Annotated in this window: 12 protein-coding genes and 4 pseudogenes; 5 read left to right on the top strand and 11 right to left on the bottom strand. The window is 68.8% G+C overall.

Annotated elements, in window-relative coordinates; translation table 11 throughout:
• The 3 genes and pseudogenes from ACWELQ_RS19675 to ACWELQ_RS19665 all read left to right on the top strand — a co-directional run.
• Window positions 1-856: pseudogene (locus ACWELQ_RS19675) on the top strand (ABC transporter permease); the annotation flags it as partial.
• A 245-nt stretch (window positions 857-1,101) separates the two neighbouring features.
• Window positions 1,102-1,320 carry a hypothetical protein gene (locus ACWELQ_RS19670; protein WP_452398484.1) on the top strand — a complete coding sequence of 73 codons (219 nt, stop codon included), beginning with the start codon at window positions 1,102-1,104 and terminating at the stop codon, window positions 1,318-1,320.
• A gap of 60 nt (window positions 1,321-1,380) precedes the next feature.
• The gene (locus ACWELQ_RS19665; RefSeq protein ID WP_452398483.1) at window positions 1,381-1,884 is read left to right on the top strand and encodes a hypothetical protein; all 504 of its coding nucleotides are present in this window, start codon (window positions 1,381-1,383) and stop codon (window positions 1,882-1,884) included.
• Window positions 1,885-1,942: 58 nt separating this feature from the next.
• Here the strand turns inward: ACWELQ_RS19665 and ACWELQ_RS19660 are convergent, their stop codons facing one another.
• The 3 genes from ACWELQ_RS19660 to glgC all read right to left on the bottom strand — a co-directional run bounded on the left by ACWELQ_RS19660 (window position 1,943) and on the right by glgC (window position 5,751).
• Window positions 1,943-3,154: a DUF7373 family lipoprotein gene (locus ACWELQ_RS19660; protein WP_452398482.1), complete on the bottom strand. Its 1,212-nt coding sequence runs from the start codon at window positions 3,152-3,154 to the stop codon at window positions 1,943-1,945.
• 70 nt (window positions 3,155-3,224) lie between these two features.
• A complete protein-coding gene (locus tag ACWELQ_RS19655; protein WP_452398481.1) occupies window positions 3,225-4,409 on the bottom strand; it encodes a DUF7373 family lipoprotein in 1,185 nt (394 codons plus the stop codon).
• 127 nt (window positions 4,410-4,536) lie between these two features.
• The gene (gene glgC, locus ACWELQ_RS19650) at window positions 4,537-5,751 is read right to left on the bottom strand and encodes a glucose-1-phosphate adenylyltransferase (protein ID WP_452398480.1); all 1,215 of its coding nucleotides are present in this window, start codon (window positions 5,749-5,751) and stop codon (window positions 4,537-4,539) included.
• Window positions 5,752-5,898: 147 nt separating this feature from the next.
• Here glgC and glgA point away from each other — a divergent pair, with 147 nt between their 5' ends.
• The gene (glgA, locus tag ACWELQ_RS19645; protein ID WP_452398485.1) at window positions 5,899-7,068 is read left to right on the top strand and encodes a glycogen synthase; all 1,170 of its coding nucleotides are present in this window, start codon (window positions 5,899-5,901) and stop codon (window positions 7,066-7,068) included.
• Here the strand turns inward: glgA and ACWELQ_RS19640 are convergent.
• Window positions 7,065-7,571: a GNAT family N-acetyltransferase gene (locus ACWELQ_RS19640; protein WP_452398479.1), complete on the bottom strand. Its 507-nt coding sequence runs from the start codon at window positions 7,569-7,571 to the stop codon at window positions 7,065-7,067. The two genes, glgA and ACWELQ_RS19640, sit on opposite strands and share 4 nt — an antisense overlap.
• Before the next feature lie 109 nt (window positions 7,572-7,680).
• Here ACWELQ_RS19640 and ACWELQ_RS19635 point away from each other — a divergent pair, with 109 nt between their 5' ends.
• Window positions 7,681-8,586, top strand: coding sequence for a LysR family transcriptional regulator (locus ACWELQ_RS19635; protein ID WP_452398478.1), 906 nt, complete (start codon window positions 7,681-7,683; stop codon window positions 8,584-8,586).
• Between the two features lie 32 nt (window positions 8,587-8,618).
• On the opposite strand, the pseudogene ACWELQ_RS19630 reads toward ACWELQ_RS19635, so the two are convergent.
• The 7 genes and pseudogenes from ACWELQ_RS19630 to ACWELQ_RS19600 form a co-directional block, all read right to left on the bottom strand.
• A pseudogene (locus ACWELQ_RS19630) lies at window positions 8,619-9,203 on the bottom strand (methyltransferase domain-containing protein); the annotation flags it as partial.
• A gap of 390 nt (window positions 9,204-9,593) precedes the next feature.
• A pseudogene (locus ACWELQ_RS19625) lies at window positions 9,594-9,797 on the bottom strand (hypothetical protein); the annotation flags it as partial.
• Window positions 9,798-9,881: 84 nt separating this feature from the next.
• Entirely contained in the window at window positions 9,882-10,049 is a 168-nt protein-coding gene (locus tag ACWELQ_RS19620; RefSeq protein WP_083869218.1) for a DUF3117 domain-containing protein, read from the bottom strand.
• A 165-nt stretch (window positions 10,050-10,214) separates the two neighbouring features.
• Window positions 10,215-10,784, bottom strand: a complete 570-nt coding sequence (locus tag ACWELQ_RS19615; protein WP_452398477.1) for a DNA-3-methyladenine glycosylase I — start codon at window positions 10,782-10,784, stop codon at window positions 10,215-10,217.
• Window positions 10,785-11,047: 263 nt separating this feature from the next.
• Window positions 11,048-11,356, bottom strand: a pseudogene (locus ACWELQ_RS19610) (DivIVA domain-containing protein); the annotation flags it as partial.
• Between the two features lie 91 nt (window positions 11,357-11,447).
• Window positions 11,448-12,584 (bottom strand): Mrp/NBP35 family ATP-binding protein, encoded by a 1,137-nt coding sequence (locus tag ACWELQ_RS19605; protein ID WP_452398476.1) that lies wholly within the window; start codon window positions 12,582-12,584, stop codon window positions 11,448-11,450.
• Window positions 12,585-12,664: 80 nt separating this feature from the next.
• A partial coding sequence (locus ACWELQ_RS19600) for a lytic transglycosylase domain-containing protein (RefSeq protein ID WP_452398475.1) occupies window positions 12,665-13,358 on the bottom strand: 694 nt, incomplete at its 5' end.

Genomic DNA, 13,358 nt, shown 5'->3' with positions numbered 1-13,358 from the left:
CCTGTTCGGCATGACCGAGAAGCGCGGGACCGCCTGGCACTACACGGCTTTGCGGATCGCCGAACGCCCCGGGGCGCTCGCGGCCGGTCCGGCCCTCGGCGGCCCGCTGGGGCTGGCGTGGCGGTTGCAGCGCGGGACGCTGGTCGCCTGGACGGTCGGCATCGGGCTGTACGGGCTGCTCATCGGCAGCGTCACGCACGGCATCGGCAACGAGCTCGGGACCAGTCAGGCCATCAAGGACCTGATCACTCGCATGGGCGGTTCGGAATCGCTGGAGAAGTCGCTGATCAGCTATGGCTTCACCATGGTGGCGTTGGGCGCGGCCGCCTACTCGGTGTCGGCGGCGCTGCGGCTGCACACCGAGGAGAACACCGCGCACGCGGAGACCGTGCTCACCGGGGCGGTGTCGCGAACCCGCTGGGTCGCTTCGCATCTGAGCTTCGCGGTGTTGGGGCCGGTGCTGGCGCTGGCGGTGTCCGGATTGCTCGGCGGTCTGGTCTACGGCCGGGCCGCCGGTGATGTCGGCGGCAAGCTGCCGGAGGTGCTGGCGGCCGCCCTGATCCAGATTCCGGCGGTGTGGACCTTCGCCGCGATCACGGTGCTGCTGTTCGGGCTGCTGCCGCGCTGGACCACCGCGGCCTGGGGTGTGCTCATCGCCGCCCTCGCGGTGCTGCTGCTCGGCTCGCTCGCCGGTGCGCCGCAATGGTTCCGGGATCTCAGTCCTTTCGAGCACGCCCCGAAGGTGCCCGGCGAGGCCTTCACCGCCACCCCGCTACTCATCCTGCTGCTGGTCGACGTGGCCTTGATCACGGTGGGGCTCATGGCATTCCGCCGCCGTGACCTCCGCTCCGCCTGAGGCGAAGCCCCGGCGAACGGCCGTCCCGGATATCCCGGGGCGGCCGTTCGCATGTACAGGGGAGGGCGCGTGATGCGGGTGGGGCGGGTGTGAATTCGCTTGGGGCGGAGCGAATCGCCAGTTGCCGGTGGGGGTGCGGTGGCCGGGCGGTGAGGGCGGTGGAGGGGCAGTGCTGAGGGGTGGATTTCGGGTGCGGGGCGGTGGTAACCCAGTAGGGAACCGATTTTTACGAGGAGGTGGGGGGTATGTACGAGGGACTGGCACTCGGGATACACCTTCCCGCGGGATGGCTGTGGCCGACGCTGATCTTCTTCGGGCTCATCATCTTCGCGGCACTGCTGGTGCTGTTGCTGGTGAGTGGGGCTCGATTCGACGACAGCGGCTCGCGTTACGTGCCCACGACGACCGGGACGTGTGAACCGTTCTGCGGTGCGCGCACTCCGGTGCCCGGATATCCGAACTGATCGGTAGGGTCGAGGTTTCCGGGCCGCTCACGCGGATACTCCACGGGAATAGTTCGACGAGTGGGGGTTCCCATGAGGCAGCGGATTCCGGCCGTGGTCGGGTTGTACTTCCGCGAGGCGGGGCACGAGTCGGCGGGCGGCACGCAATGGCGGCGCATTGCCGAATTCCGGCTGACCGCCGACGGCCACGCCACCTTCCGCGCGGTCGATCCCCTCGAGGGTTTGGTGGCGCGGGTCTGGTACCACCAGGGCGTCGAACTGCTCGGCACCGACCGCCGGGTGCTGCCCGCGGACGGCGCGGCCTTCCTGCGGGCGCTGTTGCAGCCCTTCGGATTCCGCGACTACTGGTTCCGCGACGACAGCTCGCCGCGCAGCGGGCTCACCCGCACCCGGCACACGGTGTCGCGCACCGTCTCCGTCGAACACGAAAGCGACTGGGCACCAGCGGATCCCGAATGCGACCGCTGTGGTGAGGAAGAATCGGAGGACGTCGAGAACGGACGCCGCACCGCGTCCAGACCCGCCGCCTGGCGACTGCTGGACGCGGACGTCCTCCGATTCTGACGCCGGTCGTATCGACGCTGGAGACTGCCGTACCGACACTGGAGCCTGTCGGCCGACGCTAGAGGCTGTTGGCCAGTAGCGCGTACTGCGCGGCCGCCTTGCGTTTCGCTGATGCCAGATCGGTCGAATAGACGACCGCCACGTACCGGCGATAGCCGACGTAGCAGCGGTAGGGGTTCTTGCCCGCGAGATCGGTCCAGTGCCCGCACTGAGCCCCCGGCACCTTGTCCACCGTGCCGTCACCGGTGTAGGTGTCGCCCTGAAGGTTGGTGAGCCCGTTCGTCAGAGCGGTGCCCGCCGCGGCGTCGCGCACCCGGTAGATCTCGTTGGCGTCCGCGTAGGCGAAGGCGTCGGTCCCCGTCTTGGTCAGCAGGGTCTGCCGGGCGGCCTGCTCCTCGGTGTTGTCGAGGATCCAGTTCGGGTGCCAGACCACGAAGTTGTCGGGATCGGGGGCGCGCCCGCTGTCGCGCTTGTCGACGAGCACCCGGGCCAGCAGATTGTCCGGATCCGGTTGCAGGGTGTCGAGTTTGTCGGTGGGGGTCTCCTGGAAGGCGTCGATCGCCGGGATCTCGGCGTCCAGGGTGCGCTTGGCCAGGCTCAGCAGATCCCGCTGATCGGCGCTGGGCCGCACGGCGAAGATGTCCAGCACGAATTCCTTGCGGGCGATCACCACGCCGATGTTGTTGATCCCCGGCCGGTAGTGGGCCATCGCGTCCGGATATTCGGGGATCGTCAGTTTCACGTTCTGCTGCAGCGCCACCGCGAAGTCGGCGTCCTCCAGCTCCCGGGCCGCCAGCTTGGCATTGTCGGCGGACGGGAAGCGCATGAGCACCATCGACACCGTGTTGGAGTTCGGGTCGGCCTGATGGGTGTCCTTGTTGTCGGGCCGATCCGAGCCGCCGGTGGTGAAATCGACGATGAAGCCGCGCTTCTCCAGGATCGGCGCCGCGACATCCGGCATGCCGTCGTACTTCATCAGGTCCGAGACCTTGGTGTGCACGTAGCTGCCGCGGCCGATATCGAGGCTCTGATCGACCTTCAGCGACGGTGCGACCGCCGCCGCCATCCGAATGCCTTCCAGCACATCGCCGTGCCCGTTGGCGGACGTGTCGTAGTGGAAGCGGTCCACCGCGCTGCCGCCGACATCCAGTGCGCGGACATCCATTTCACCCGCCACCGGGTGCCCGGACTGCGCGCAGCCGGTCAGCAGCCCGGCCACCGCCAGGCAGATCGAGACGACAACCGTTGTGCGCCCGGCAGTTCGGCTCATGGTTTCCCTCCCCGCAAAACTCTCCCCCTGAATCTTCGGCCGAAAGGTCCCGCGCTGTCCAGATTTCGCGCTACAGGCTGTTGGCCAGCAGCGCGTACTGCGCGGCCGCCTTCTTCTGGACGTCGGCATCGCTGGTGCCGTTGACCACCGCCACGTACCGCTTGTAGCGGACATAGCAGCGGCTGGGCGTCTTGTCCGAGTTGCGGTGGGTGCAGACGGTGTCCGGCACCTTGTCCGGCGCGTTCGCCTTCTGCTCCTGCAGGTTGCTGATCATGCCGGTCACGAAGTCGCCGCCCGCCTTGGCATCTCGCACCCGAATGATGAAATTGCCGTCCGCGACCGAGGTTTCGTCGACGCCGGTGTCGGCCACCAGCTTGGTCCAGTAGCCCATGTCGTCGGCGTAGAGGACCAGCCAATTGGCCGGGAACACCGCGAAATTCTCCGGATCGACCGTCTTCTTGTCGCGGTCGGCCACCAGGGTGCGGGCCAGCAGCCGATCCGGATCGACCGGCAGCTGCGAAATCTGGTCGGCGGCGGTCTCATTGAAGGCGTCGATCAGCGGCACCTCGGCGTCGAGGCTTTTCTTGGCCCAGTTCAGCAGGTCCTTCTGGTCGGCGCTGGGCCGCACGATGAACAGCGAGATCACCATGTCCTTGCGCGCCATGGTGACTCCGATGTTCGGCACGCCCGGCCGCCAGTGCGCGTAGGCGTCCGGGTAGTCCGGCAGCGTCAGCTTCTGATTCAGGTTCAGGGCGACATTGAAATCGGCGTCCTCGAGTTCCCGGGCCGCCAGCTTGGCATTGTCGGCCGACGGGAAGCGCAGCGCGCGAGTGGTGATGGTGGTGCCGTTCGGATCCGGGTTGTCGCCGATGTCCGAGCGATCCGAACCGCTGGCCGCGAAACCGGCGATGAAGCCCCGATTGGTCAGCACGGGCTTGACCGCCGTGGACAGGTGACTGACATTGAGCACATCGTCGACGGTCGAGAGCACCACGCCGCCGCGTCCGATGTTGAGCTTCGAGTCGACCAGCGAGGTGGGCGCGACGGCCGCGGTCATGCGGATGCCCTCGAGCGTCGGGCCCTTGCCGCCGTTGGCATTGTCGTAGCTGTAGCGGTTCACCGGATAGGTCCCGGTGTCCAGGGTGCGGACGTCCAACTCGCCGGGAACGGCGGTCCCCGATTTCCCGCAGCCCGCCAGGAGCGCGGTCAAGGCGAGACAGGTGACGGCGGTGACGACTCGTGCCGGACGGCTCATGATGATCCCTCCCGCGCGGCCCGGGTGCGGCGGCGCTGCGATGCTCAGATTTTCCGGCCGATATCGGCCGACTGTCCACTCTTATCCGTGTCGCCCTGCACCTGTTTCGTGTCGGCGGGCGTTCCGTTCACACCCAGACACCCTTGCCGACGGTCACCACCCCGCCATTGCTGACCGCGAAACGGTCCCGGTCCCGGTCCAGATCGACACCGATGATCTCGCCCTCCGAGACCACCACGTTCTTGTCGAGAATGGCGTGCCGCACCACCGCGCCGCGGCCGATCCTGGTGCCGGGCATCAGCACACTGCCCTCCACCGTCGCGCCGTCCTCCACGAGCACGTTGGAGAACAGCACCGAATTGCGCACGGTCGCCGCCGACAGGATGCTGCCCGCGCCCACGATCGACTCCTGGGCCAGGCCGCCGCGGCCGAACTTGGCGGGCGGAAGGTTCTCGGCCGCACCGCGAATCGGCCAATGCTTGTTGTAGAGGTCGAACACCGGATCCACCGACACCAGATCCATGTGCGCCTCGTAGAAGGCGTCCAGGGTGCCGACATCGCGCCAGTAGCCGCGACTGCGGTCGGTGGTGCCGGGGACGACATTGGTGTTGAAGTCGTAGACCGCCGCCGCGCCCGCCCGCACCAGGCCGGTGATGATGTCGCCGCCCATGTCGTGATCGGAGTCGTTGTCGTCGGCGTCGGCGCGGATGGCGTCCACCAGGACCTTGGTGGTGAACACGTAGTTACCCATGGACGCGAAGGTGACGTTCGGGTCGTCGGGGGTGCCCGGCGGATGCACCGGCTTCTCCAGAAAGCCGGTGATGCGGCCGGATTCGTCGGAATCGATGCAGCCGAAGGCGCTCGCGGAACTGCGCGGCACCCGGATGCCCGCCACCGTCACGCCCGCGCCGGACTCGATGTGCGCCCGCACCATCTGCTCCGGATCCATCCGGTACACGTGGTCCGCGCCGAATACCACGATGTACTCGGGATCCTCGTCGTAGATCAGGTTCAGCGACTGCATGATCGCGTCCGCGCTGCCGGTGTACCAGCGCGGGCCCAGCCGCTGCTGCGCCGGGACCGGGGTGATGTACTCGCCGCCGAAGCCCGACAGTCGCCAGGTCTGCGAGATGTGACGGTCCAGCGAATGCGACTTGTACTGCGTCAGCACACAGATGCGCAGGTATCCGGCATTCACCAGATTGGACAGCACGAAGTCGATGAGCCGGTACGCGCCGCCGAACGGGACCGCGGGTTTGGCGCGGTCCTTGGTGAGCGGAAAGAGTCGCTTGCCCTCGCCACCGGCGAGCACGATCCCGAGTACGTGCGGCTGGCTCCTCACACTGTTGAAACTACCGGGTTATGGAGAACCGGGAATGTCCAGCATGTGCCGTGTTCATCGCGATCTTGCGGGCCCCGTCGATTGGTTAGCGGGCGGGCTAACGTTTAGTTTGAATCGGTGAGCGACCGCGCCACCGGCACCCGCGGACTGCGAGTGGCCATGATGACCCGCGAATACCCGCCCGAGGTGTACGGCGGGGCGGGCGTGCACGTCACCGAGCTGGTCCCGCGACTACGGCGGCTGTGCGACGTCACCGTGCACTGCATGGGCGTGCCGCGCACGGATGCCGTGGTGCACCAACCGGATCCGATGCTCTACGCCGCCAACTCCGCGCTGCAGATGATGTCCGCGCAATTGCGGATGGCCGACGCCGCCAGCTTCGCCGACGTCGTGCACTCGCACACCTGGTACACGGGGCTCGCGGGGCACCTGGCCGCGCAGCTGTACGGGATTCCGCATGTGCTGACCGCGCATTCGCTCGAGCCGCGGCGGCCGTGGAAGGCCGAGCAGCTCGGCGGCGGCTACCGGCTCTCGTCCTGGTCGGAGCACAATGCCGTGACCTACGCCGACGCGGTGATCGCGGTCAGCGAGGGCATGCGCGCCGATGTGCTCGTCGCCTACCCGGACATCGATCCGGCGAAAGTCCATGTGGTGCACAACGGGATCGATCCGGAGGTCTGGCATCCGGGCGGACCCGCGCCGGGGGTGCGGGACGTGCTCGGCGAGCTCGGCGTGTCGCAGACCCGGCCGATCGCGGCGTTCGTCGGGCGCATCACCCGGCAGAAGGGCGTGTCGCATTTGCTGGCCGCCGCCCGACACTTGGATCCGGACATTCAGCTGGTGCTGCTGGCCGGAGCCGCCGACACCCCGGCCATGGAGGCCGAGGTGGCCGCCGCCGTGCGGGCGCTGCGGGCCGAACGCGACGGGGTGTTCTGGATCAAGGAGATGCTGCCCACCGAGCTGGTGCGCCAGGTGCTCGCCGCCGCAACGGTTTTCGTGTGCCCGTCGGTGTACGAGCCGTTGGGGATCGTGAATCTGGAGGCGATGGCCTGCGGGACCGCGGTGGTGGCGTCGGATGTGGGCGGCATTCCGGAGGTGGTGGCGCACAGCGAGACCGGACGCCTGGTCCACTACGACCCGGCCGCGCCCGCCGCCTATGAACAAGCCCTCGCCCGCGCGGTGAACCAGGTCGCCGCCGACCCGGTCACCGCCGCCGCGATGGGGACCGCCGGACGCGAGCGGGCGATCAGCGCTTTCGACTGGAACCGGATCGCCGCCCAGACCGCGAGCGTCTACGACGGGGTCCGCAAGGGCTAGTCCAGCGGATAACGCATGAACACGTCGGCCCGGTCGTACGGGCTCGGCGGCAGCTCCGACGCGGGGACGTGCACGAAGCCCATCGACTCGTAGAGGTGCACCGCGGGCGCGAGCCGGGCATTGCTGGCCAGGAAGAACTCCGTCGCGCCCAGCGCGCGCACGCGCTCGATGGCCTCGGTCAGCACCACCCGGCCGATACCCCGGCCCCGAAAGCGCGGCGACACCGCCATTTTCGACAGCTCGAACACGCCGGGATGCTCCTGCACCAGGGCGACACAGCCGACCGGCTCGCCGTCGATGCGGGCGATCAGCACCTCGCCGCCGCCGTCGACGATCTCCTGCGGGTGATCGAGGGTGGCGAGATCGGCGGGCTCGACCGAGAAGAAGGCCTCGATCCACTCCAGGTTGAGGTCCCTGAAGGCGCGGGCGTCGGCGGGCGAGGACATGGGGGCGACGACGATCGCGTCCCGTTCGGTGGCACGGGCTTCCGTCTGCTGAGTCACCAGGAAAGCATGTCGGACCGCGAACCATAACGTCCAATACTTGATAAGTGCAATCGATATCATCAGCTTATGAACACCAGGGTAGAGCTGTGAACCAAGGAGTCGGGCCGTGACACAGGGGGTAGAGCTGCGGCACCTGCGGTACTTTCTGGCCGTCGCCGACGAACTGCACTTCGGCCGGGCCGCGGTTCGGCTGCACATCGCTCAGCCCGCCCTCACCCAGCAGATCCAGCGCCTCGAAACCCTGCTCGGCGCGCGGCTTTTCGACCGCACCTCCCGCACCGTCGCCCTCACCCCGGCCGGGATCGTGCTGCGCGAGCGCGCCACCGCCCTGCTCGGCCACGCCGACCGCGACCTCGCCGAGGTCACCCGCATCGCCCAGGGCAGCCAGGGCACCCTGCACCTCGGCTTCGTGCCCTCGGTGCTGCCGCTGGAACCCCTGCGCGGCGTGCGTGAATTCCGCGACCGCTTCCCGCTGGTGGAGGTCGACCTGGTGGAAGGCTTCACCAGCCACCTCATGCAGCGCCTCGCCGACGGCACCCTCGACATGGCCATCGTGCGCGACCCCGACGATCAGCCCGGCACCGTCACCGAACCCCTCATGACCGAGCCCTACATGGCGGTCCTCCCCGCCGATCACCCCCTCGCCGACCGGGATTCGATCACCGGTGCCGAACTCGCCGACCACCCCCTGGTCTTCTTCCCCCGCGCCGCGGGCGGCCTCGCCCACGAAAAGAACCTCGCCCCCCTCCTGGAATCCGGCCGCCGCCCCCGCATAGTCCAAGAGGCCACCAACTGGACCATCCTCCTGTACCTGGTAGCAGCGGGCCTCGGCGTCACCATCGCCCCCCGCAGCGCCACCTTCACCGCCCCCACCTCCGCCCGCATCATCCCCCTCGCGGAAACCGACGCCAGCACAACCATCTACATCGCCACCCGAGCCGACGAGCCCCGCCCCCTCGTCCACAACCTGCTCGCCCTACTCCCCAACCGCCCGACCCTGCCGCCCGACTGACCCGTGGCTGCTGACGGCCAGTGTGCCCTGGGTCAGCGCAGTCGGTATGTCGACACTGTCACCGACGCGGTCACCGGCATCGGGTCCGGCAGCGCCGCAATCCCTTCCGCTCGACCCTCGGCCGCGTGAAACGCCGACGGTCCCATACCCACCACATTCGCGACGTCGTCGCGGGTGAGCGCCATCGGATACTCGACGGTTTCCCGCGTCACCAACTCGAATCGCGCTCCGAGCGATTCGGTGAGCCGATCCTGCTTGGCCTCGTCCACGCTCACCATCCCGAGCGGGCCGATCAACTCGCCCAGATGCCGCGAAGTCGGTGTGACCACGATGAAGCGCCCGTCCTCGGCCAGGACTCGGGCGACCTCGTCGGCATTGCGCGGGGCGAACACACAGATCACCGCGCTCATCACGCCGTCCGGAACCGGCAGCCCGCGCCACGCGTCGGCCAGCACCGACCCGGCCCGCGCATGTGCCCGGGCCGCCCGCCGAGCCGCCGCCTTCGACACATCCAGCGCGACGCCCCGCACCCCGGGCACCGCGTCCAACGCCGCCGCCAGGTAATACCCCGTGCCCGCCCCGATCTCCAACACCGCCGCCCCGGCCGAGGGGCGCGTGTCGCGCGGCTCGGTCGCGGAGTGGCGTCGGGTCGACAGGAGTGTCGCGGTGAGGCGCGCCGCGGAGGCTGCCGAGGCGGACATTCCGGGGGTGGTGATTCCGGCGGGTGCCCGGTGTCGGGGTCCGGCCGCATTCGCGTGCGGTGTGGCCGCCGGATGCTCGGGCGCGGTGGCAGCCGTGGAGGATTCCGCTCCGAATACTGCTGTGTCGATATCGGTGCCGGGGTGGAGAGGGGCGGAATCGGTCACAGCGATCGCGGTCGCCACCGCCGCGGCGAGGGCTTCGGCTATCGGGGTGAAGTGGCCGGCGGATTGGAAGGCGGCTCGGGCGTCGAGCATGGCCGGGGTATCGCCGGTCATTTTTGTCGACGCGCCGGTGAGGAGGCTGACGTAGCCCTGTCTGGCGAGGTCGAAGCTGTGGCCGTAGGGGCAGCGCAGGGTGCGGGAGGGGACGCCGGCCGTGGGGTCGGCGACGGGAGCCTCGAGCGGGTTGCCGCACTGCGGGCAGGCGAGTAGATCGGCGCAAGCGAGGAGCCGGTCCGCGGGGGAGGGCTCGGGTGTGCCGACTATGGGGGGATATGGGGTGTTTCTCACCGTGGTGTCGGTAGGCCCGGGGAGGTCTCGGGGCTCCCGGGAATCTCCGCGAGTCGGGCCTACCGGCACGGGCGAGTCGAGTTGCTAGCTGGTGACTTTGACGAGTTCGTCACCGAGCGCCGCTGCTTCATCCGGCGTGAGCTCGACGACCAGACGCCCGCCACCCTCGAGTGGAACCCGCATGACGATTCCACGCCCTTCCTTGGTTGCCTCGAGGGGACCGTCCCCGGTGCGGGGCTTCATGGCCGCCATCCTCTGCTCCCTCCAGATCTGCGCGGTCTGCTGCGCACTTTCATGGAACTCCAGTTGTCACCAACCAGGCAGCCCGCCGGCATGTGGCGGGCTACACCTAGCCCATTCTTCCCTATCGCGGATCGGGGCGGGTACCTGAGTTCCAAAAACCGACCGACGTGGCGTTCAGCGAGTACTCACATTCACCCAGCAATCGGCGATGTGATCGTCTACCATCCCCGTCGCCTGCATGAGTGCGTACGCCGTCGTGGGTCCCACGAATTTGAACCCGCGGCGCTTGAGTTCTTTTGCGAGAGCGGTGGATTCGGCTGTGACGGCGGGCACATCGGACAGCTTTCCGGGCCGTTTCCGGGTGGCCGGGGCGAAGGACCAGAGCAGCGTGTCCAGGCTCTCACCGAGATCGCGGGCAACCCGCGCATTGTGGAGGCTGGCCACTATTTTGGCCCGATTGCGAACAATGCCCGGATCCGCCATGAGGCGTTCCACATCGGCGTCCCCGAACTGCGCGACCCGCTCGATCACGAACCCCTCGAATGCCGCCCGGAACGCGGGCCGCTTGCGCAAAATCGTGATCCACGCCAGGCCCGACTGAAACGCCTCGAGGCACATTCGTTCGAATAGCGCGTCATCACCGTGCAGTGGGCGTCCCCACTCGAGATCGTGGTAATCCCGATAAAGCTGAGAACCCTCCGACCATCCACACCGGATTCGGCCGTCGCCGGATTCGACGCTCACCGCGTACCCGGCTCATCGACGCGCTCGGCGGGGGCCGTCGCCGCGGCGGGCTCGACAGGCATGCCGGATTGACCAGGTGTGGCGGATTGACCGGGCGTGGCGGGCTGATCCGGCGTGGCGGACGCGGCGGGCCACGTCGGCACGGCCGGGCCGGTGGGTACGGCCGGCGCGGGGACCGGGGTGGGCACGGGTGCGTGGCCGGGAATGACCTGGGGGACGACACCGTCGACGATCCCCGCCAGCGGACCGGCGGTCGCCGCCTCGGACTCCGCCGGGCCCTCCGGCTCGCCCGCCGTCACGCGCGCGAGTTCCCCCTCGAGCTCGTCGATGCGGGCGGCCAGCCGGGTCAGCGCCCAGTCCACCTCGCCCGCCTTGTAGCCGCGGAACACCTGCTGGAAGCGCAGCGCGCGCACATCGCCCCCGCTGATCCCGGCCGCGGGCAGCACGGTGGCGGTCGTCCCCTCCGGTAGCGGCCCGAGCTCCTCGGACCGCCCGAAGATCGCACTGGCCACCAGGAACAGCAGCGCGGCGACCAATCCGACGATCAGCACGTACAGCAGCATCGTGAGCATGCCGTCGAGCTTAGGTGGCGGGCGCCCACCCGCGCGCCCGTGCCCCAGCGGAATCCGGACGTCGAATTCCGCTGGGCGCTGGAGATTTACGTCAGAGGTGGCGGGTGGTGTCGATGGACAGCGACATTCCGGCCAGGCCGCGGCGGCGGACGGCCAGCTTGTCGGCGATGTCCAGCAGGGCCTTGCCGGAGGCGCTGTCCGGATCGCGCAGGACGATCGGGGTGCCCTCGTCGCCGGCTTCGCGCAGGCACTGCTCGATCGGGATCTGGCCCAGCAGCGGCACATTCGCGCCGATCGCACGGGTCAGGTTGTCGGCCACGGTCTGGCCGCCGCCGGCGCCGTAGAGCTCCATGCGGGAGCCGTCGGGCAGATCCAGCCATGACATGTTCTCGATGACGCCGGCGATGCGCTGGCGGGTCTGCAACGCGATGGAGCCCGCGCGCTCGGCGACCTCGGCGGCGGCCAGCTGGGGGGTGGTGACCACGAGGATCTCGGCGTTCGGGATCAGCTGTGCCAGTGAGATGGCCACGTCGCCGGTGCCCGGCGGCAGGTCCAGCAGCAGGATGTCGAGATCGCCCCAGAACACGTCGGCGAGGAACTGCTGCAGCGCGCGGTGCAGCATCGGCCCGCGCCACACCACGGGCGTGTTGCCCTGGGTGAACATGGAGATCGAGATGACCTTCACGTCGTGCGCGATGGGCGGCATGATCATTCGCTCGACCTGGGTGGGCCGCTGCTCGGTGCCCAGCATGCGCGGCACCGAGTGGCCGTAGATGTCGGCGTCGAGGACGCCCACCGACAGGCCCTTGGCGGCCATGGCGGCCGCGAGATTCACGGTGACGGAAGACTTTCCGACGCCGCCCTTGCCGGAGGCGACCGCGTAGACACGGGTCAGCGAGCCGGGCTGGGCGAACGGGATGACCGGCTCGGCGGCGTCGCCACGCAGTTTGCGGCGCAGTTCGGTGCGCTGCTCGTCGTTCATCACGTCGAGTTCGACGGTGATGGCGCCGACACCGGGCACGTCGTTGACGGCCTTCGTGACCCGTTCCTGGATGGCGGTTTTCATCGGGCAGGCCGACGTCGTCAGGTAGATCACAACGTGGACACTGCTATCCGCGCCGACCTCGACGCTCTTCACCATGCCCAGCTCGGTGATCGGCTTCCGGATCTCCGGGTCGTTCACCTTCGCGAGCGCGCCCCGCACATCCGATTCCGCAACTACTGGCATGCGGCCAAGTCTAGGGACGCCCCCGGCCGGTATCGGATGCGGGGGAGTCCGCTATCTCAGATGCGTGGCAGGGCTGTACCTCAGATGCGCGGCAGCGCCGCGGCCGCGGGCGAGACGCCCGAGCCGTACGCGGTCTCCCACGCCATCACATTCGCGACATAGGCCATGGAGTTGTTGTAGCGGAGGATGGCCCGGGTCTGCTGGCCCGGATCGCGCATGTCGAGCCCGCCCGAGCACAGGTACTTGCCCGCGGTCAGCGTGGCGTCGTAGATGTTCTGCGGATCGGCGATGCCGTCGCCATTGCCGTCGGCCGCGTACTTGCGCCAGGTCTCGGGCAGGAACTGCATGGGCCCGACGGCGCGGCGGTAGCTGCCGGACAGGCCGTCCAGGTCGCCGCCGTCGGAGGTGGCGACCACGTTGTTGCCGTACAGGCTGCCGTCCAGGACCGGTCCGTAGACGGGCTGGATCGGGTAGCCGTTGTCGTCGATCTTGCCGAAGCCGTGGGTGGATTCGACCCGGCCGATACCAGCCAGCATGTTCCACGGCATATTGCAGGTCGGATTCTCCACGGCCAGAATGTGTTCCGCGTTCTGATAGGCGTCGTAGGCGACGCCCGGCATGCCCAGCGGCCCGGCGGGACGCGACGACGGCACCCGGCCGTCGGGCTGCGCGACCGACTTGACCTCCGGAGGGCCAACGGGCGCAACCTGTTTGGCTTCCTTCAGCAGCGGTTCCGGGGCGGCGACAGCGGGTGCCGCCTCCGGTCTGGGTAGG

The sequence above is a fragment of the Nocardia sp. NPDC004722 genome (assembly GCF_053601505.1).
Note: the sequence above shows the minus strand (reverse complement) of the source record. Positions and strands in the feature narration are given on the sequence as shown.